Source organism: Streptomyces sp. NPDC032091 (genome assembly GCF_055580265.1).
The window spans coordinates 485,905-503,864 of record NZ_JBVILR010000002.1 but is presented as its reverse complement, the minus strand read 5'-3'; the positions used below and the strand labels follow the sequence as shown (position 1 = coordinate 503,864).

19 protein-coding genes and 2 pseudogenes are annotated in these 17,960 nt (G+C 71.0%); 7 read left to right on the top strand and 14 right to left on the bottom strand.

Annotation, left to right across the window (positions count from 1 at the left end; all coding sequences use genetic code 11):
* Positions 1-29: 29 nt before the first annotated feature.
* Positions 30-257 (bottom strand): hypothetical protein, encoded by a 228-nt coding sequence (locus ACZ5NJ_RS05360; protein ID WP_468762980.1) that lies wholly within the window; start codon positions 255-257, stop codon positions 30-32.
* Between the two features lie 678 nt (positions 258-935).
* Between ACZ5NJ_RS05360 and ACZ5NJ_RS05355 the strand changes: the two are divergent.
* Positions 936-1,112: pseudogene (locus ACZ5NJ_RS05355) on the top strand (DUF3117 domain-containing protein); the annotation flags it as partial.
* Positions 1,113-1,239: 127 nt separating this feature from the next.
* Here the strand turns inward: ACZ5NJ_RS05355 and ACZ5NJ_RS05350 are convergent.
* From ACZ5NJ_RS05350 to sigK, 9 genes are all read right to left on the bottom strand, one after another.
* The gene (locus ACZ5NJ_RS05350; RefSeq protein ID WP_468762977.1) at positions 1,240-1,977 is read right to left on the bottom strand and encodes an alpha/beta fold hydrolase; all 738 of its coding nucleotides are present in this window, start codon (positions 1,975-1,977) and stop codon (positions 1,240-1,242) included.
* Complete coding sequence (locus ACZ5NJ_RS05345) at positions 1,974-2,804, bottom strand: DUF1295 domain-containing protein (RefSeq protein WP_468762975.1); 831 nt, start codon at positions 2,802-2,804, stop codon at positions 1,974-1,976. Before ACZ5NJ_RS05345 ends, ACZ5NJ_RS05350 begins: the two co-directional genes overlap by 4 nt.
* Positions 2,801-4,087, bottom strand: a complete 1,287-nt coding sequence (locus tag ACZ5NJ_RS05340; RefSeq protein ID WP_468762973.1) for a class I SAM-dependent methyltransferase — start codon at positions 4,085-4,087, stop codon at positions 2,801-2,803. The genes ACZ5NJ_RS05345 and ACZ5NJ_RS05340 overlap by 4 nt, the downstream gene beginning before the upstream one ends.
* Positions 4,084-5,418 carry a class I SAM-dependent methyltransferase gene (locus tag ACZ5NJ_RS05335; RefSeq protein WP_468762971.1) on the bottom strand — a complete coding sequence of 445 codons (1,335 nt, stop codon included), beginning with the start codon at positions 5,416-5,418 and terminating at the stop codon, positions 4,084-4,086. The genes ACZ5NJ_RS05340 and ACZ5NJ_RS05335 overlap by 4 nt, the downstream gene beginning before the upstream one ends.
* Positions 5,415-6,119, bottom strand: a complete 705-nt coding sequence (locus ACZ5NJ_RS05330; protein WP_468763165.1) for a DUF1365 domain-containing protein — start codon at positions 6,117-6,119, stop codon at positions 5,415-5,417. Before ACZ5NJ_RS05330 ends, ACZ5NJ_RS05335 begins: the two co-directional genes overlap by 4 nt.
* Positions 6,120-6,214: 95 nt before the next feature.
* Positions 6,215-7,474, bottom strand: coding sequence for an NAD(P)/FAD-dependent oxidoreductase (locus ACZ5NJ_RS05325; RefSeq protein WP_468762969.1), 1,260 nt, complete (start codon positions 7,472-7,474; stop codon positions 6,215-6,217).
* Between the two features lie 154 nt (positions 7,475-7,628).
* Positions 7,629-8,111 (bottom strand): peroxiredoxin, encoded by a 483-nt coding sequence (locus tag ACZ5NJ_RS05320; protein ID WP_468762967.1) that lies wholly within the window; start codon positions 8,109-8,111, stop codon positions 7,629-7,631.
* A gap of 61 nt (positions 8,112-8,172) precedes the next feature.
* Positions 8,173-8,925, bottom strand: a complete 753-nt coding sequence (locus tag ACZ5NJ_RS05315; protein ID WP_468762965.1) for an anti-sigma factor — start codon at positions 8,923-8,925, stop codon at positions 8,173-8,175.
* Entirely contained in the window at positions 8,922-9,515 is a 594-nt protein-coding gene (gene sigK / locus ACZ5NJ_RS05310; protein WP_468763163.1) for an ECF RNA polymerase sigma factor SigK, read from the bottom strand. The genes ACZ5NJ_RS05315 and sigK overlap by 4 nt, the downstream gene beginning before the upstream one ends.
* Positions 9,516-9,905: 390 nt before the next feature.
* On the opposite strand from sigK, the gene ACZ5NJ_RS05305 reads away from it, so the two are divergent.
* The 3 genes from ACZ5NJ_RS05305 (at position 9,906) to ACZ5NJ_RS05295 (ending at position 12,183) form a co-directional block, all read left to right on the top strand.
* Positions 9,906-10,145: a chaplin gene (locus ACZ5NJ_RS05305; RefSeq protein ID WP_468762963.1), complete on the top strand. Its 240-nt coding sequence runs from the start codon at positions 9,906-9,908 to the stop codon at positions 10,143-10,145.
* A 454-nt stretch (positions 10,146-10,599) separates the two neighbouring features.
* Positions 10,600-11,079: a transposase family protein gene (locus tag ACZ5NJ_RS05300; RefSeq protein WP_468762961.1), complete on the top strand. Its 480-nt coding sequence runs from the start codon at positions 10,600-10,602 to the stop codon at positions 11,077-11,079.
* Positions 11,080-11,115: 36 nt separating this feature from the next.
* Entirely contained in the window at positions 11,116-12,183 is a 1,068-nt protein-coding gene (locus tag ACZ5NJ_RS05295; RefSeq protein ID WP_468762958.1) for an ISL3 family transposase, read from the top strand.
* Positions 12,184-12,194: 11 nt separating this feature from the next.
* On the opposite strand, the gene ACZ5NJ_RS05290 is transcribed toward ACZ5NJ_RS05295, so the two are convergent.
* Positions 12,195-12,656 carry a hypothetical protein gene (locus tag ACZ5NJ_RS05290; RefSeq protein ID WP_468763161.1) on the bottom strand — a complete coding sequence of 154 codons (462 nt, stop codon included), beginning with the start codon at positions 12,654-12,656 and terminating at the stop codon, positions 12,195-12,197.
* 166 nt (positions 12,657-12,822) lie between these two features.
* Here ACZ5NJ_RS05290 and ACZ5NJ_RS05285 point away from each other — a divergent pair, with 166 nt between their 5' ends.
* Positions 12,823-13,194, top strand: coding sequence for a hypothetical protein (locus tag ACZ5NJ_RS05285; protein WP_468762956.1), 372 nt, complete (start codon positions 12,823-12,825; stop codon positions 13,192-13,194).
* A gap of 803 nt (positions 13,195-13,997) precedes the next feature.
* Here the strand turns inward: ACZ5NJ_RS05285 and ACZ5NJ_RS05280 are convergent.
* A pseudogene (locus tag ACZ5NJ_RS05280) lies at positions 13,998-14,216 on the bottom strand (phosphotransferase); the annotation flags it as partial.
* A gap of 362 nt (positions 14,217-14,578) precedes the next feature.
* Between ACZ5NJ_RS05280 and ACZ5NJ_RS05275 the strand changes: the two are divergent.
* Positions 14,579-15,427 (top strand): DUF429 domain-containing protein, encoded by an 849-nt coding sequence (locus ACZ5NJ_RS05275; protein WP_468762954.1) that lies wholly within the window; start codon positions 14,579-14,581, stop codon positions 15,425-15,427.
* 348 nt (positions 15,428-15,775) lie between these two features.
* Positions 15,776-16,159: a hypothetical protein gene (locus ACZ5NJ_RS05270; RefSeq protein ID WP_468762952.1), complete on the top strand. Its 384-nt coding sequence runs from the start codon at positions 15,776-15,778 to the stop codon at positions 16,157-16,159.
* Positions 16,160-16,254: 95 nt separating this feature from the next.
* Here the strand turns inward: ACZ5NJ_RS05270 and ACZ5NJ_RS05265 are convergent, their stop codons facing one another.
* Positions 16,255-16,701 (bottom strand): hypothetical protein, encoded by a 447-nt coding sequence (locus ACZ5NJ_RS05265; protein WP_468762949.1) that lies wholly within the window; start codon positions 16,699-16,701, stop codon positions 16,255-16,257.
* Between the two features lie 307 nt (positions 16,702-17,008).
* Positions 17,009-17,599, bottom strand: coding sequence for a hypothetical protein (locus ACZ5NJ_RS05260; protein WP_468762947.1), 591 nt, complete (start codon positions 17,597-17,599; stop codon positions 17,009-17,011).
* Positions 17,600-17,960 lie beyond the last annotated feature (361 nt).

Genomic DNA, 17,960 nt, shown 5'->3' with positions numbered 1-17,960 from the left:
CGCCTTCGTGCCCCGCCGTCCGCGTCCGGTCAGGTGAGCGGGCCGACGAGCGTGCTTGCGGCGTCCGGGGAGTCCTCGGAGAGGTGGCGGCCGTCGGTGTCGCGGTGGGCCGGCCAGGCGCCGGTCAGGTCGTCCGTGGGCGCTTGGGACCGTGGGAGGACGAGGGGGTGGCAGTGGTTCCACAGGTCGTCCAGGGCCTGTGCCGCGGTGAGTTGACCCGGCGGGGTGAGGTGTCCCGCCGGCCGGTCGGGGACCATGTCCGGCCGCCGCCAGACGGTCCGCGTTCGGGCGGCCCGTGCCGGAGCCGATGTCCGGGACCACCGCGTTCGGCAAGCCGGTGCTCCCGCTCGTGGGCGACTCGCACGTCCACCGCTCGGACGACCCGCTGCGCCAGGACGCACCCTGTACGGGCGACGCGGGAGTTCACCCCGGGCGCGCACGACCCCACGACCGACACCTCGTACGGGCCGTTCACCCGGGCCCGTATCACCCGCAGCCGACCGAACGCTGCCGTGAGCCGGGAGGCCGGCCACGCCCGATGACGCCCGGGCCTGTCGCCCGGCCCCGCTTGCGTGGCCGTCGGTTCGACACCCGGTTCGGGCAGGGGGAGCATGGACGGAGCGGCGCGTTCGCGATCAGTGGTGCGGCGCCGCATCGGTAGCCACAGCTTTCCATTCGTCTGTTGTCCCGCTGTGGCCGGAGGGACCACCCCAAGAGCGCCCATGCGGCTACCTGTCTCCGTGTTCCGGTGACGCCCTCCGCCCATGACCAGGGAGGAGCTCGTGATGGCTCGGCGCATCCGACGCAATGCAGTCGTCTCACTCGTCGCCTCATCGTTTCTTCTGGGGGCCACCAGCGTCCTCACGCCTGCCGCCGGTGCCCTACCCGCTCCGGCGGCGTACACGGTCAAGACGGACATCAACGGGACGCGGGCGGTGTCCCTCCACGAGGGTGCGTTCCCCCAGGGCCGGCTCCGGCCGCGGACCGGCGACGGCCCGCTCGAAGCCGTCAGAGAGGGGGAGAAGGTCGTGATGCGGATACCGCTCGAAGGCGGCGGTCGGCTGGTGGTCGAACTGACGCCCGACGAGGCTGATGCCCTCGCCAGCGCACTCAGCAACCCGGCGGAACCCGAGCAACCTCAGCAGTCCGAGGAACCTCAGCAATCCGAGCAACCTCAGCAATCCGAGCAACCGTAACCAAGGCCTGACGGGCCGTCGGGGTCGCCGAGGTGCCCTTCGGTCACTGCCCGGGCAGGGTGATGTCGGCGGCGTCGAGCGGGTCGGGGCTCCAGGTGGTCGCTGTGCGCTGTCCGCCGCCGGGTGGTGGTGCCAGGCTGAGAGCGGTCGCGGCGCAGGCCGTGGTGAGGCGGTGCCACAGGCGGGCGTCGCGGATCATGGCGTGGTGACCGAGGGGCATGCGGATGCCCAGGACTCGGGCACCGGCCAGATGAGCGCGGGCGAGGTAGCTCCAGGTGCCGGTGGCGGAGGTGACCCGGTCGGCCTCGTCGTGGAGGGCCATGATCGTGCGGTCTGCGAGGTGGGCGACGGGCTCACCGGGCGGGCACCACGGGGCCAGGGCGACGACACCTCGGACCTGTGGGTCGTCGGCGGCGCGCAGTGCCGCTCTGGCGCCCATGGAATGCCCGACGAGCGCCACGGGCAGCGGCCCGGCAGCGTGCCGCAGTTCTTCCAGGGCGTGTCTGGTGTCCTGGACGGGGTCAGCCCGGTGCCCGTTCCAGCCGCGTAGCCGGTAGCGGACGGAGGCGATGAGAACGTCCGCGAGGAGGGGGTCTTGGTTCATCGCGCGGGCGAAGGGACGCATGCGCAGGCCGGGCAGGTTGAGCAGGGGTGGTGGCGCGAGGGAGTCGGCGCGGCCGCCGTGCAGGAGGAGGATCGCCGCGGACGCGGGCCGCAAGGGCGGCCGCGCCGGCTTGAGGGCGCGGTGGTCCCCTGCGCCGTCGAAGGCGTGCCCTCTCACCTGGGGCCCGTCCGCCTGCCCGGAGCGGGCTTCTTCGGGGGCAGCGGCAGGAAGCCGCTGGTGCGTGCGGCGTATGCGGCGTAGCCGGGGCGGTCGGCCATGTGCTTCTCCAGGAGGCGTTTGCCGCTGCCGACGGTCAGCAGCAGGGTCATGAGGACCGGGGAGAGGAGGACGGCGAGGGCCGGCTGCCAGGCGGTGCAGGCCAGCAGGTACAGCCCCCACCAGACGAGGCTGTCGCCGAAGTAGTTGGGGTGCCTCGTCCAGGCCCACAGGCCCTGGTCCATGATGCGCCCGCGGTGGGCGGGGTCCTGCTTGAAGCGTGCCAGCTGGTGGTCGCCGACGGCCTCGAAGCCCAGTCCGAGGGCCCACACCGCGATCCCGCAGAAGGCCGGGACGTCCAGGGGCACGGAGCTGTAGGAGGCGGCCTGGACGGGGAGGGAGATCAGCCAGACCAGGGCCGCCTGCGCGAGGTAGACGGTGCGCAGGGCGTACCGGGTCCGGTTGCCGGGGGCCTTGTCCAGGAGGGCGGTGTAGCGCGGGTCTTCGCCGTGCCCGCGCGAACGCCAGGCGATGTGCGCGGCCAGCCGCAGCCCCCAGACAGCGGTGGCCGCGCAGGCGAGCAGCCGCCGCCAGTCGTCGCCGTGTCCGGCGGAGAGGAGCCAGGTGGCGAGGGCGACGGCGGTGAAGGCGAGGCCCCAGGCGATGTCGACGATGCGGTGCAGCCCGCGGCGGACGGCCACGGTGAAGGTGGCGAGGAGTACCGCTCCCGCCGCGGCGGCGGTGAGGGCGAGGTTGAGGCCGAGGGCGCCCCAGTCGGTGCCGGTCATGCCGGGCTCTGGGCTGCGTACCAGGTGGCGGGGGTGGCCGGCATGGCGGAGCCGCCCTCACGGGTGGGGCGTACGGCGAGGATCTGGTCGACCCCCATACGGCGTTCCGCGAACGCCAGCGCGGCCCCCGCCAGGTAGAGGCGCCAGACCCGCCCGGTGGTCTCCCCCACCAGGGCGCGGACCTCGTCCCAGCGGTCTTCGAGGGAGGCGCGCCAGGCCTCGATGGTGGTGGTGTAGTGCTCGCGCAGGGATTCGGTGGCACGGACCTCCAGTCCGGCGTCTTCCAGCAGGCCGACGGTCCGGCCGACGGGGCGCATGTGCATGTCGGGGGCGATGTACGTCTCGATGAAGGCGCCTCCGCCGGGGGCGTGCGGACCGCGGGACATCTGCTGGATCAGCAGCCGGCCCTCGGGGCTCAGTGCGTCGTGGAGCTTCGTGGTGAAGGCCGGGTATGCGGCGTCGCCGACGTGTTCGCCCATCTCGATCGCGGCGGCCGCGTCGTAGCCGCCGCCGTCGATGTGCCGCCAGTGCAGCAGTCGGACGTCGACGAGGTCGGCCACGCCCTCGCGGGCGGCCCGTTCGGTGACGAAGTCGCGCTGCGCTCGGGAGAGGGTGACGGCGGTGACGCGTGCCTTGTGCTCGCGGGCGGCGTGGACGGTGAGGGAGCCCCAGCCGCAGCCGACGTCGAGCAGTCGGTCCCCGGCACGCAGTCCGAGCTTGCGGCAGGTCAGTTCGAGTTTGTCCCGCTGGGCGTCGGCGAGGGTGTACGCGGGGTCGTCGGGCCGGGTCCAGTAGGCGCAGGAGTACGCCATCGACTCGTCGAGGAGGAGGGCGTAGAACTCGTTGGACAGGTCGTAGTGGTGGCTGATCGCGGCCCGGTCCCGGGAGGCGCTGTGCAGGGGGCCGCTCAGCCGGGCCCGCCCGTGCGGGCGCGGCGGGGGCGGACCGGCGGCGCCGAGGCGTACGGCCAGTGCGGCGGCCGCGGCCATGCCCGCGGGCCGGGGGCGGGCCGCGGGCTGGTCGCGGACGGTCCGGCCGGCCTGGGAGAGGGCGTGGGCGAGGTCGCCTTCGACATCGAGGTCGCCGGTGACGTATGCCTCGGCGAGGCCGAGTTCGCCGGGTTGCCACAGCAGACGGCGCAGGGCTCGGGGTGAGCGGAGCGTGACGAGGGGGGCGTCGGCGGGGCCTGTCCGGCTGCCGTCCCAGGCGCGGATGCGGACGGGGAGGGGGCCGGGGAGGAAGTGGCCGAGCAGCTGGGCGAGTCGGGCGGCGGCGGGCTTCACGTTCGGGTCCCTTCGGTGAGGAGGAGCTGGCGCACGTCGAGGTAGCCGGAGCGGAATCCGGCTTCGGAGTAGGCCAGGTAGAACTCCCACATGCGCTGGAAGACGGTGTCGAAGCCGAGGGCGGTGACGGCGGGGCGGTTGGCGGTGAACCGTTCCCTCCACAGGCGCAGGGTTTCGGCGTAGTGGGCGCCGTAGCCGTCGTCGGCGACGGTGTGCAGGCCCGCGGCGGCGGAGTGCCGGGCGATGGCCTCGCGGGAGGGGATCAGGCCGCCGGGGAAGACGTACTTGCTGATGAAGGTGTGGGTGGCGGCGGTGCGCAGCATCTGCTGGTGGCTCATCGTGATGGACTGCAAGGCGATGCGGCCGCCGGGGGCGAGGGCGCGGCGCAGCGCGGTGAAGTAGGAGGGCCAGTATTCGGCGCCGACCGCTTCGATCATCTCGACGCTGATCACGGCGTCGTGGCGGCCCTCGGCGTCGCGGTAGTCGCGCAGCTGGACGTCGACCCGGTCGGCGAGTCCGGCCGCCTCGATCCGCTCGCGGGCCAGGGCGGCCTGTTCGGCGGAGAGGGTCAAGGTGGTGACGTGGGCGCCGCGGGCGGCGGCCCGCAGGGCGAGTTCGCCCCAGCCGGTGCCGATCTCCAGCAGCCGCGTGCCGTCGCCCACCTGGGCGAGGTCCAGGAGGCGGTCGATCTTGCGGTGCTGGGCTTCGGGAAGGGTGGCGGGGCGGGCGGGGAAGGCGGTGAAGACCGCTGAGGAGTAGGTGAGGGTCGGGTCGAGGAAGGCGGAGAACAGGTCGTTCGACAGGTCGTAGTGCCTCTGGACGTTCTCGCGGGACCCGGCGCGGGTGTTGCGGTCGGCGGCGGGCCGGGCGGACACCCACAGGCCGCGCAGCCGCCGCAGCGGGGCGGGGACCAGCTCGTCGACGTGTTCGGCGAGGACGGTCAGGACGCCGGCCAGGTCGTCGCTGTCCCATTCCCCGGCCATGTAGGACTCGCCGAAGCCGATCAGGCCGTCGCGGCCGATGCGCCGGTGGAAGGCGTCCGGGTCGTGGAGGGTCAGCAGCGGGCCGCCGGCGGCGCCGGACGGCGTGGTCAGGCCGAGGCGGTCCAGGGCGCGGCCCACGAGGTGGCGGGCGACGGCGGTCCGGGCGGCTCCGGACGAGGGCGGGCGGGCCACGTCGGCCCAGCGCTCCGCGTCGACCTCGGTGCGGCGGGCGGCGGAGGGACCGCCGGTGCGGGTCGTCCGCCGGCGGGGCTCGGGCTGCGGGGGGATCCCGACGGCCCGGCCGGGGGGCCGGGTGCGGCCGGGGGACGTGGTGGCGGGCTGGGTCACGACGGCGTGCCTTCCTTCGGGGTGGACCGGGGACGGGGGTGTACGGGCAGACCGCGCAGCAGCAGGGCGATGCCGTGGCGGCGGATGCCGGCCCAGACGGCGGCGGTCGACCACGGCCTGCGGACGGCGGCGGACAACAGGGCGGGGACGGTGGCGGGGCGCCGGCGGCCCCGGACGACGGCGGTGAAGGCGCGGCCTTCCGCGTGGTCGAGGTGGACGGCGAGCCGCAGCCGGTCTCCGGGCAGCGGAAGCCGCATCCGGTAGCTGCCTTCGACCGCGAAGAAGGGCGAGACGTGGAACTGCTTGTCGGCCTTCGCCTCACCGCTGTCGTCCGTGTGCAGCAGGTAGCAGTGGCGCTGCCCGTAGGTGTTGTGGACCTCCGCCACCACGCACACGAGGGCGCCGGAGCGGTCGTGGCACCAGAACACGCTGAGCGGGTTGAAGACGAAGCCGAACACCCGGGCGTGCGCCAGCATGATGACGCGTCCGCCGTCCAGGTCGATGCCGCGGGTGGCGAGGTAGGCGTCGAGTCCGGCGCGGATGGAGACCGCGCGACCGGTGAAGTGGTCGCGGGCGTCGAAGTGGGCGAGCGGTCGTACCGGCCGGGGCAGCACCGGCAGCCGGTCGAGGTCCACACACCACAGGTAGGTGCGGTGCCGGAGGGAGTGGCGCAGCGGGGTGGTGCGCCTGTGGGTGATCACGCAGTCGTAGAGGGCCGCCGCGGGCGGCCCGGCGGCCTGCGGGGCTGCGGCCGCCGTGCGCGCGGCGGGTCGTGCGGCGGGCCGTGCGGGCCGGGTCACCAGCGGGCTCCCAGGGAGTGGGCGGCAGCGGCGCCGGAGCGGCAGCCGTCCTCGTGGAAGCCCCAGCCGTGCCAGGCCCCCGCGTACGCGGTGACCCCGTCGTTCAGGCGGGGCAGCTGCTTTTGCGCCGTGACGGAGGCGGGGGTGTACACCGGGTGCTCGTAGATCATCCGCTCTACGACCCGGTCGGCGGCGATGCCGTCGTCCGCGCCCAGGGTGACGATGTAGTCGGCGCCGTCGGGCAGGTGCTGGAGGCGCCGCATGTCGTAGCTGACGCGCACGGGTTCCGTGGAGGGGTCACAGCCGGTCATCCGGTAGTTCCAGGAGGCGCGGGCCCCGGGCGAGCGGGGTAGGACGGCGGTGTCCGTGTGCAGCACGGTGGGGTTGCGGGAGTACGTGAACGCGCCCAGGAGCCGCCTCTCGTCGGCGGTGGGGTCGGCGAGCAGGCGCAGGGCCTGGTCGGGGTGCGTGGCGATGACGACGGCGTCGAAGGCTTCGGTGTCGCCGTCGCCGGTGGTGACCAGTGCGCCACGGCCGGTGCGCCGGACCGCCTCGACCGGGCTGGAGACGCGGACGCGCTGGATGTGCTTGGCGGCGGCGGTGACGTAGGCGGCGGAGCCGCCGGTGACGGTCTTCCACTGCGGGGAGCCCGTGACGGACAGCAGGCCGTGGTGGTGCAGGAACGTGAACAGGTAGGCGGCCGGGTAGGACAGGGCGGTCCGCGCGGGGCAGGACCACACCGCGGCGACCAGGGGCAGAGCGAAGTGGCTGACGAAATAGGAGGAGAATCCGCCCTTGCGCAGGAAATCCCCGAACGTGATGCCCGAGTGGGCCCCGCGGGCCAGGAGACGGCGGGCGCCCCGGTGGAAGACCGGTACCTCGGCCAGGAGCCGCAGGTGCCGGCCCCGCAGCGCCGCCCGCGAGGCGAACAGAGCGGCAGGGCCGCGGGCGCCCGCGTACTCCAGGCCGCAGCCGTCGCAGCGGACCGACATGCTCATCTCGGCGTCCTGCGTGCCGATAGCGAGCTCGCGGAAGAGCCGGAGCAGGGTGGGGTAGGTGCGCTCGTTGTGGACGATGAACCCCGAATCCACCGCTACCGCATCCCCGTCGGGGGCCGGCAGATCACGGGTGTGGGCGTGACCGCCGAGCCGCCCCTCCGCCTCGTACAGGGTGACCTCGTAGGAGGAGGCGAGGACGTAGGCGGCGGTCAGGCCCGCCACCCCGCCTCCCACGACGGCCGCTTTCCGTTGGTTCACCACAAACGCTCCCGCCACTCCACACGCCGCCCGGCTGCTGCGCTTCACCCGTACTTCGCAGCGGCGAGGCGGCCGGATTGGTGGAGATCCGGGGCGGTGTGGCGGTGTGTGGTGAGTGTGTTCGGGCGGGCAGGGTGGCGAGCGGTGAGTGTGTTCAGGCGGTGAGGGCGGCGAGCTGTGCGGTCAGGGTGGTGGCGGGCGGAAAGGTGGCGCCTACGGCGGTGACGTGTTTCCAGTGGAGGCGGCCGGCGGGAGTGAGGATGAACACCGCCCGGCGCAGTCCGATGAGGGGCGCGGTGATCCCGAAGGACTTCGCCACCGTGCGTCCCTGGTCGGACAGCAGGGGCATGCGCAAGCCGTGGGCGCGGGCGAACCGTTCGTGGCTGTCGAGCCCTTGCGGGCTGATGCCCCACACGGCGGCGCCGGCGGACTGGAGGCCGGCCAGGCCGTCGGAGTAGGAGCACAGCTGTGCGGTGCACACCGGGGTGTCGTCGCCGGGGTAGAAGGCGAGGACGAGGGGCTTGCCGCGCTGTTCGCCCAGGGTGTAGTCGCGCCGGTGGAAGGTTGCGCCGTCCAGGTGGCCGCCGGGCAGGCGGAAGTTGCCGACGGTGTCCCCGATCTTCGGGGTGGGGGCCATGTGGGACCTCGATTCGTTGCTCGGTGCGGGCACCACCCGCAGGCACGGGCGGCTGGGCGGGTCAGGCGGGAAGGGCCAGCAGGAGTAGTGGGGCGGTGGTGGGTTGTGGGGAGCCTCCGGCGGGTTCGAGGGTGAGGCCGATGGCGCTGGCGTTGGCGGGGTTGCCGGTGAGGATGATGGTGCCGTCGTGGTCGATGAGTCCGGCGGGGCGCATGGTGCCGTCGTGGGCGAGCCAGAGTTGGTAGGTCTTGCCCGCTCCGGGTGCGGGGAGGTGGGCGGCGGTGAAGACGGCCTTGTTCTGCCGGTCGGAGGCGACGACGGTGGTCAACGCTCCGTTGGCGGCTCGTCCGTGGACGGTGCGCGCGTCGGGGGCGGCCAGGAGGGTGCTGAGCGTGTCGAGTTGCTGCTGCGCCTGGCGGGCCTGTGCCTTGAGGTCCTGTCTGTTCAGGGTCTGCCACGCTGCGATTCCGCCGAGTGCGGCGGCGGCGACGCTGGCGGCCAGCGCCAGGGGCATGGCCCGCCGGGTCAGGATGCGGCCGAGCCCGGGCCCGGTGGAAACGGGTGCGGTCACCCGGGGAGGCAGTTGGCGGACCCCGTCGATGGCGGCCATGACCTGTGCCTTGGCCGAGGCGGGTGGCGTTTGGGAGGCGGCTGCCGCCAGGCGGCCCGCGGTGGCTTCGAACTCGGCGGCTTCCTGCCGGCAGGCCTCGCAGGCTTGCAGGTGGGCGTCGAAGGCTTGGCGTTCGTCGTCTTCGAGTGCGCCGAGGGCGTAGGCGGCGGCGAGGGTATGGGTGTCGGTGGCGTGGTGTTTCATGTGGTCACCCCCATGCAGTCGCGGAGCCGGATGAGCCCGTCGCGCATGCGTGTCTTGATGGTGGGAAGCGGTGTGCGCAGGGCTTCGGCGACTTCACGGTAGGTCAGCCCCCGGTAGTAGGCCAGGGACACCGCTTGGCGCTGGAGCTCGGTCAGCCCGCGCATGCAGCGGCGTACCTGCTCCGACTCCAGGCGGGTTTCGACCTGTTCGGCGACCTCGTCGAAGGCGGTGGTGTGCTCGCGGGCGGCCTGGGCCTGCTCGCGGTCGGCGGCGGCCTGGGCGGAGCGGACCCGGTCCACGGCCCGGCGGTGGGCGATCGTCGCCGCCCAGGTGGTGACGGAGCCCGCGTCGGGGCGGTAGCGGGCGGCCTGGCGCCACAGGTCGATCATGACCTCCTGCGCGACCTCCTCGGACTGCGCCCGGTCGCGGACGACCTTGACGACGATCCCGAACACCATCGGGGCGATGGCGTCGTAGAGGGCGGAGAATGCCTGCTTGTCGCCGTGGGCCACCTTCTGCATGGTCTCGGTGAGGTCGCGGCGTGCAGGGTCGACGGCGCGGCCGGTGCTGAAGGGGTCGGGTTGGTTCACCTGCGGGGCTCCGGCCGTGGTGAAGAGGCGAAGGGGCGGCCTGGAGCGGCCGTCGGGGGGCAGGGCGTCCATCGCATGCCGGTCCTCGTGTCGTCGCTGGTGCGGGACCGGACCACCCCGGGGGCGGTCCGGCCTTGGAAACCTGTACGTGTGTCGTCTGTTCTGTGTCGTCTGTTCTTCGTAGCCGACGGGCCTGCGGATGGGAGGCCGCTTCGTCACCCGGACAAGCCCGCGTTGACCCGTTGGAGGGAACCCGGGCCCGTCGGGCAAGCCGGTGGGGAAGCGGCGTCGAAGACCGGCTGTGAGGGAGCCCAAAGGTGTTCACGGGGCTTCTTCACCGGCCGCGCGGGACCTCCGCGTGGCCGTACACCCTCACGGGAGGTATGAGACATGGTGCGTGTGCGACGAGGTCTGGCCGTGGCCCTGGCGGCGGGCGCGCTCGTGGCGGCGGGTGCGTCGGTGGCGTCCGCCGACGCGGGCGCGCAGGGGCTGGCCGCCGGCTCGCCGGGTGTGGGCTCGGGCAACCTCATCCAGGTGCCGATCCACATCCCGGTCAACGCGTGCGGCAACACCGTCAGCGTCATCGGGCTGCTGAACCCGTCCTTCGGCAACACCTGCATCAACGCCTGACCCGTCTGCCGCGGGCACAGCTCCGGTCGGGAGCCGACAAGACGGGGAGGCCCCGGCCGGAGACCCGGCCCGGTGCGGTTGCCGGGCGCGGCCCTGGGGACGCGCTGCGTGCGAACCCGCACCGGGCGGGTCGGCTGCGGGTGGCTGTCGGCACGGCCACCCGCAGTACCCGCGTCTTTTCACCCGGCCTGCTGGCTGCGTAGGTCAGAAGCGGGAACGGTAGTCAGTAGTTTCTGGGAACGACCGCGGGTCGGCAGCCCTGAAGATGTCGGTGAGAAGCAGGAATGGCTGGCGCCCTCGTCTCGCGGTCCCGGTTGGCTTTGTTCACGAGAACGGGCTCTGGCTCAGGTTTTGTGATGGCACGCTGAGTGACATCTGAGGTCATCTGGACGGTCCGGGAGTTTCCTGAAAACGACCAGTGGCCGTGCCGTGTGGCTGACAGTCGGGGTCGTGGATGAATTCATGCTCCGCGTGCAGGAGTTACTGTTCGTCCCTCGGCGATGTCGTCGTGCTGTCGGTAGACGTGAACATCGCGATAGTGCGTGTTGACGTGTGCTGTACCGCGACTGGGGCCGTGTGTCCGACGTGTGGGACGTGGTCGAGCCGTGTTCACGGCTCTTACCTGCGGTTTCCCACCGATGGGCCCACCGCCGGACGAAGTGTCGTACTGCGGCTAAGGGTCAGACGGTTCACCTGCCAGGACGCCGCGGGCGGGCGACGCACATTCGTGGAACAGATACCAGGGCTGACCCGCAGACACGGTCAGCGCACTGAACGGCTGCGGTCGACGCTGCCACGATTGGTCTTGCACTCGCAGGCCGGGCCGGTGCCCGCCTCGCCGGCGCCCTCGGGGTGCCGGTCAGCCGCAGCACGGTCCCACGCACTACCCGTGCCGGAAGTACCGGCGCCGCGGGTGGTCGGCGTGGACGAGTAGGCCACCCGCAAGGGCCGCCACAACGGCACCGTCCTCGTGGGCGTCGAGATGCGTCGCCCAGTCGACCTGCTGCCCGATCGGGAATCATCGACCCTGGCCGCATGGCTGGCCCAGCGACCCGGAACCGAGGTCGTCTGCCGCGACCGGGCACCGTTCTTCGCCGAGGGCGCCACCGCCGGAGCACCCCAGGCCGTCCAGGTGGCCGACCGCTGGCATCTCTGGCATAACCTGAGCGAAGCCGCAGAGCGAAGCGTCGCCCAGCACCGCCGCTGCCTGCATGTTCTCGTCCCCGAAGTGACCGAGGACGAGGTCGAACCCGGTCCGGAGGAGGAGCCGGCCAGCTCGCCCTGGCCGACCGGCCACCGCTTCGCCGACCGGACCCGTGCCCGTCACGCCACCATCCACGCCCTGCTGGAGGCCGGCCACAGCCGCCGTTCGACACAACGTCAGCTCGGCATGACCTGGCGAACCGTTCAGCGCTTCGGCGACGCCGCCGCGCCTGAGGAGCTGTTCACCGGTCAGCGGCAGAATCGAACATCCGTCCTCGACGAGCACAAGACCTACCTCGACGAACGCTGGAACGAGGGCCACACCAACGCCTGGAAGCTCTGGGAGGAGATCGTCCCGCTCGGCTACAAAGGCAGCTCCCAGCGCGTTCGCGCCTACATACGTAAGAAGCGCACCTCGCCACGGCCGGTGACTGCCCGCCCGCCTTCGCCCCGGACCGTCGCCGGGTGGATCCTGCGCCGCCCGGAATCCCTCACCGAATCCGAACAAATCCAACTCAAGAAAGTACGGGGCAACTGCCCCGAACTCGACGCCCTCACCGGGCACGTCCGCTCCCTCGCGACCATGCTCACTGAACGCCAGGGCCAGCACTTGACGGACTGGCACGACGCGGTCAGACAAGACGACCTTCCCAGCCTCCACACCCTCGCCAAGGGCATCGACCGCGACCTCGATGCCGTCACCGCCGGCCTCACACTGCCTTGGAGCTCAGGCGTCGTCGATGGCCATGTAAACCGGATCAAGATGCTCAAGCGCCAGATGTACGGACGTGCCTGCTTCAACCTGCTGCGCAAGCGAGTACTGCTGGCGGGCTGAGCCCCACGTCCTTACACGCTGATCCAGCAGTACAGCCGGTGACCGCGAGCGGCCGCCCTCTCTGCGAGAGCGGCGAGATCCTCCAGGAAGCCCGTGAGTCCACTCGGGTCCGACTGAGCGCTGAAGACCCCCGACGCACACCAACCGCATGCCACTTCGACCAGCTGTTTCCGGTCGAAACGAGTGAGGGAGTCACGAAATGAATCAGTGAGGGACAGGCTGACAATCTCGCCGTCACCCACCATTCCGACCAAATGCCCATGCCGCGGATCGGCCTTGATGGCATCGGCAGACCGCCCAGTAACGAGCACCTCTGCTGGCAGCAGCTCAACCACCGGATCGACGCCCTTCACGACGAATGAGTCGTACCCCGTGCCCATCGGCTGTTCATCCTGACGAGCCACAGCCCGAACAGCGTCTTCATCGTCAGCAGCGGCGTAGTAGCCAAAGAGAGCTCCCATACAGCCGATCATGGCACTCACCGCCGACAACGAGCCCGTAAGGCAGCCAAACCCCAATATCGATCACCACGCAGCGTCACTGACCACAGAACTTGAACCAGAACCCACACTCACGTGTAAAGCCATTCGGTGCTGGATTCCCGGACCGCCGGGTTCGTCCATGAGGGATGATCCCTCCATGGACAGGGTTGTTGATCTTGACGAGGTGGCTGCGGTTGTGGCTGGCCGGACGGTGGGCTGGAAGTCGGCCGGCCTCGAAGTGGGCCAGGTGACCTGGAGGGATGCCGAGGCATCGTGGCCCCAGCCTCTGGAGACCAGCAGGGCTCGGGTGCATGACCCCGACTCGGTTGGCGTGGTCATCTCTGGTCCGGGAGAGGCCGAGCTGTCGGTGGTGTTGTTCCGGGGTGGCTGGGCCGACGTGGACTTCGTCGCCAGCCTCGCCGACGCGGGCTCCCTCCCGGCCTCGGATATCGCCTCGGCGGCGGACTTCGAGGCCCGGATGGATCAGTGGGTCGCCCGTGTCTTCGGGGTCTGCGGCGGTGCTCAGTGAGTGCTGGCCCGTCTCTGTTCAGCTGGCAGGCTGGTGTTCGGCCCGGGCCCGGGTAGTGGCGAGGCGGCAGCACCCAGTCCCCCTCGTCGTGCAAAGCACAACCATGGCCCCGAAGCAAGCCACCCAGGTGTTTCCAGAACTCGGCGACATCACTCTCCCGTGGATCCGGGCGTTCTCGCTGCTGAGCGACAGACGTTCCTGGAACTCACCTACATAGCCAGCCTGCCAGGTGAGAACCGCGATGACCTGCTTCCCGCTGCCCGAGCGACTGACGAACAGGTCGGCACCCAGAGGCGAGCGTCCCCAGACGGGTGCGCAGCAGTGGCTGGAGGACGCGGCGCCACCCAACCTCAGCCCCGCACGCCCCCACCAGCTGGGCGATGACGATCAGCCCGGCCGCAACGTGCAGCAGCGCACCGCCGAGGGGCCGGGAGCCGCTGCCGTCTCCGTGCCACCCCGCAGCAGTTCACGCGTCCGCGGCGCCGGTGCAGCACGACCGCGCCCACCGCGAGGGCCGACCCTAACTGAGTCAGCTGCACGACCTCTTCCGGTATCCCAGTCGCCGGTTGTACCGCCCCCGGCGTCCCGGCCGCCAGGGCGGCGACGACCGTGACGATGCCGCGCGGCGCCCGGCTGGCCGCTGCACCTGGCAACCGGGCCCGTGGACGGTGCCGGGACTGTCCGGCAGGCGGCCCAGCCCACGGGACCCCGAAGGCTGGTCGGAGCGCGGGGCGGCCCCCGGCGGCCGCCCGACGCTCCTCCCGGACGGTGTCCCATCCCCGCCGGAGACGGCAGCGATCGCGTCACCCCTTCAGTGCCGCGGTGATCTGGCGGGTGGTCTGCGTGGCAATGCGGGGGTTGGTGGCGGCGTACGCGACGTGGGCGTTGAGGCCCGTCGCCAAGGCCCAGCCCCGCCCTCGGGTCCAGGTGTCCTCGTCCACCCCCAGCGCCGTGCCGAAAACGGCCCGGCTGCGCGCCGGCACCAGGGCAAAGGCGATCGCCAGGTGTACGGGCGGAGCGCCGGGTACCACAGCAGGCCCAGCGCGGTACCGCAACCGGCCAGCGTCAGCACCCAGGTGCCGCGTGAGATGGCTCTCCCGCTGCCCGCGGTCACAAGGAGCAGAGCCGTCAGAGCGGCGCCTGCCGTCAGCTGCGGGGGCGCGCGGGCCGTGAGCCAGGGCGAGCCAGGCGATGATGACGAGGATCGCGGTTAGGGGGATGGAAGCCAGTAGGGACCCCGTTAGGCAGGGCAAAGCCGTGCCACAGCAAGATCGTCGGCTCCCACACCTGGGTCGAGGCGCAGGGGGTATCCGAACAACACCCATGCCCGCGGCGACAGCAACGCTGACAGAAATCGGCATCTGGAAAGGAAGCGGGAACCAAGTTGAAGGTCATAACCACGGACGAGTGGCCCGAGATCGCCGCCGCAAACCTGCCCATGGTGACAGTGGGTATCGACCTGGCCGGATACTCCGGAACGACCGGGGTGTGCCGCGTCACCTGGGCGGAGCAACCAGTCGTCGAGCTGCTCGATGCCAGGAACGACGAAGACCTGCTGGCGGCCATGCGCCATGCCCACAAGACCGGCCTGGACTCGCCGGTCGGTTGGCCGGTGACCTTCATGTCTCTGCTCACGGCCCACCAGGCCGGCACGAAGCTGCCCGCACGGTCCCGATACATGCCTCACCCGGACGGTCCTGACGGGCTGGGCACGTTCACCCATCGTCTGACCGACGACCTGGCCTGGAAGCGTACCGGGGCCGGGAAACAGCGCCCCCTTTCGGTCGCTGCCGACAAGCTGGGCATCGTCGCCATGCGAGCAGTGGACCTCTTGGAACGTCTGGCCGACGCAGGCCCCTCTGTTCCCCGCGACGGCTCCGGCTCGGTCGCCGAGGTCTATCCGGCGTTCGCTCTCATCCAGTGGGGGCTTGCCAGCAAGATCAGTTACAAGGGCTCCAAGCCCGGCGCCCTTGCTGCGAGGGCCGAGATCCTTGCTGGCCTCGCCGACGGCTTGAACCTCAATCTCGGCGAATGTGTGCGCGACCGGTGCAGGCGCAGCGACCACGACCTGGACGCCTTGATCTCTGCGGTCGTCGCCCGAGCCGCAGCGTGCGGGATGACTCACCTGCCGACCACGGAGGAGGAGCAAGCCATGGCCGCGGTCGAAGGCTGGATACACCTCCCTCGCCAAGACCTTCCACTCTCCGTCGTGCGGGACGGAGTAGCTCCCTGACCCTCCTCGCCAATTCGGCGGGCGTGCGGTGGCGAATGCCGCCTTGGCAGAGCCCCGGCGTGGGCGGTTTCACCACCAAGATGATCGCGGCCAGGGTCCCTCGGTCACCCGCGCGGCGCCGGCCGCCGTGCTGCGGATGCATCCTGTCCGTCGGCGGCAGCACCCGCCGCGACAGCGACAACCACCCTGGACACCGCTCCCATGCGAGGAACGGATACGCCAGCTCTGGGGTGGACGACACTAGGAAACGACACGAGGCCGCACCGGAAGGACGACACGCCCATCTCCCGTTTAGAGCGCGCCCAAAGCGCCGCCTTCTGCACAGCCAGCGCCTGACATGATCGGGCCGTGAACGACACGAACCGGGAAGGCCTGTACCGGCAGATTCTGGCCGCCGTGGCGCTGCTGGCCGCTCCCGCACCCGACCAGTTGGCCTGGCTGGAGAAGTACGGCGTCCCGGTGGACGAGATTGCCCTGAACTTCGACGACGCCGCCGTGATGGCACCGCAGCTCGCAGACGAGGGCTGGCTCACCCTTGAGGCACTGGCCGATCTCGCACGCATGAGCGACCTACTCGGGCACCTGACCGCCGACGAGGGATCCACGGACTGGACCGAGCAGGGGCTCCGCGCTCACGAAGTGTGGGAACAGGTCCGTCAGGAAGCCGACTGGTTCCTCCGCGCGCAAGGCGAAACGGAACGGGCGCTGCCGTATGCCGACATCCTCCACTGACGGCGTCCTGCGGGAAGACGAAGCGGCATCGGCACCCGTCGGCGCTGACCCTCAACAATCGGCACGATGTGTGAGCGTCAGCGTGACCACGGCGGTCACTCGTAGTCTTCGTCATCGGGCTCGGATTGCCTGACGAACCAGAGGTCGAGGAGGTACTGCTCAGGAACAGGGTTCTGTGTCCAGGCCTGACCGATCCGCTCCGTGGTCCAGTCGGTGTCGATCCGGCGAAGGGTTTCGGCGTAATACTCTGCGGTAGCTATACGCCCTGTCCAGGACGCGTGCCCCTCGTATACGCCGGGGCGTGGCAATGTCATCTCCCCTGCGGGCCCGAGCGTGAGCTGGCCGACTACCAGGATCCCGGTCTCCGACTCGATGGATACCGGGAGGGTTCCCTCGACATCAGTCGGTGGTCTCCGGGGGGTGTCCCAGATGCGGATGGCCACTTCCACCGTCACGTCGGACTGCAGGCTCGACAGGTACAGGTGGTAGCCGTTCCCGCCGACGACGTGCTGGCGGGCCAGGTCGACGGCGGCACTCTCCATCGGTCAAGGGGTGATCTTCGCGTAGAAGGGTCGCCGTCGAGGAGCCGGTTCTCTTCCTACACCTTCTGTATCAGCAGGCCGCCGTTTCCGTTGTCTCCTCCATCGATGAGGCGTACCGAGTAGCGGTTGTCTCCCTTCATGGAGCCCTCGTGGGTGGAGGCAAGGGGATACTCCTGATGGGCTTCCTGGATCTCCCCAGCCGGTGATCGGGAGTGTCCTCAGGCTTGCTTGATCTGATTCCCCACCCGTCAGTGTCGTTCCATTTCCGGGTAGTAGCCGAGTTGGTACTCCGGCAAAATGGAGCTGTTCAACTCTCACTCACCCCGGCAGACAGGGCAGACCTTGGTTTGCGGTGGGTCTGGCCGGGCACCCATCCACGGCCACCGCGTCCAGGGCAGCAACAGAGGCCGTCGCACTCGTCGCAGAGGACGTAACCACGTGTGCGGAGCTCTGGTGTGGGCACCGGCTCCGGCTGCTGGAGTGGTTGCGGCGGGCACAGTGCCAGCGTCGGCGTCTGTCCGTGAAACACCACGGCGGGGGTGTCGTCGCTCGTGCGGATGCGGATGCTGTTGCCCTCCCGGTGAGCGACGACCACGGTCCAGAGCCTCCCGTCGTCATCCTCCTGGGACGCCGCAACGTCCCAGCCGGCTGCGCGGAGGAGGAAGGCCGCGCGAGAGGCCGTCTCGGCAGCGGTGGCGGTCGCCGGGCGATTGCCTTGATACCCCGTCGCATAGTGGTAGCGCGGCGGCTCGCTCCGGTCGGCAACCTTCGGCTCGTCGAGGGACAGTCGGCGGAGGTGGACACGAATGGTCACATCGGTGATGAGTGCGACCAGTTGCCCGCGCAGGATCCGGCCCAGCCGGTCCAGTTCGTCACGCGCCTTCGAAGTCTCATTCATGTCGGCCCCTTGGTCCTGGAACGTATCAGAGGGCCGACTCTCGTGGCCGTGGCCGTCTCCCAGCGGCCGCCTGTGGACGGTCCGTCACGCGGCAGTTCGGCCTCCCTTCGGTGACTGGCAGCCAGCCAGCCCACCCGCGCTTGAACGATGACCAAGACCCGATTCGGGCCCCGCAGGCACCCCGCTCGCCCACAGGCCCAGCAACGCGCTTACGTCGTCCGTCACGACGAACCGGTCCGCCCGAGCCAGCCAGCACCGGGGACCACCCCGGGCCCGGCGTCGGGCGTCGGGCGTAGCGAGCCAGTGCCACACCGTCCGCTCCGACACCCCCAGCGCCCCCGCGGCCACGCGTCAGAGGGCT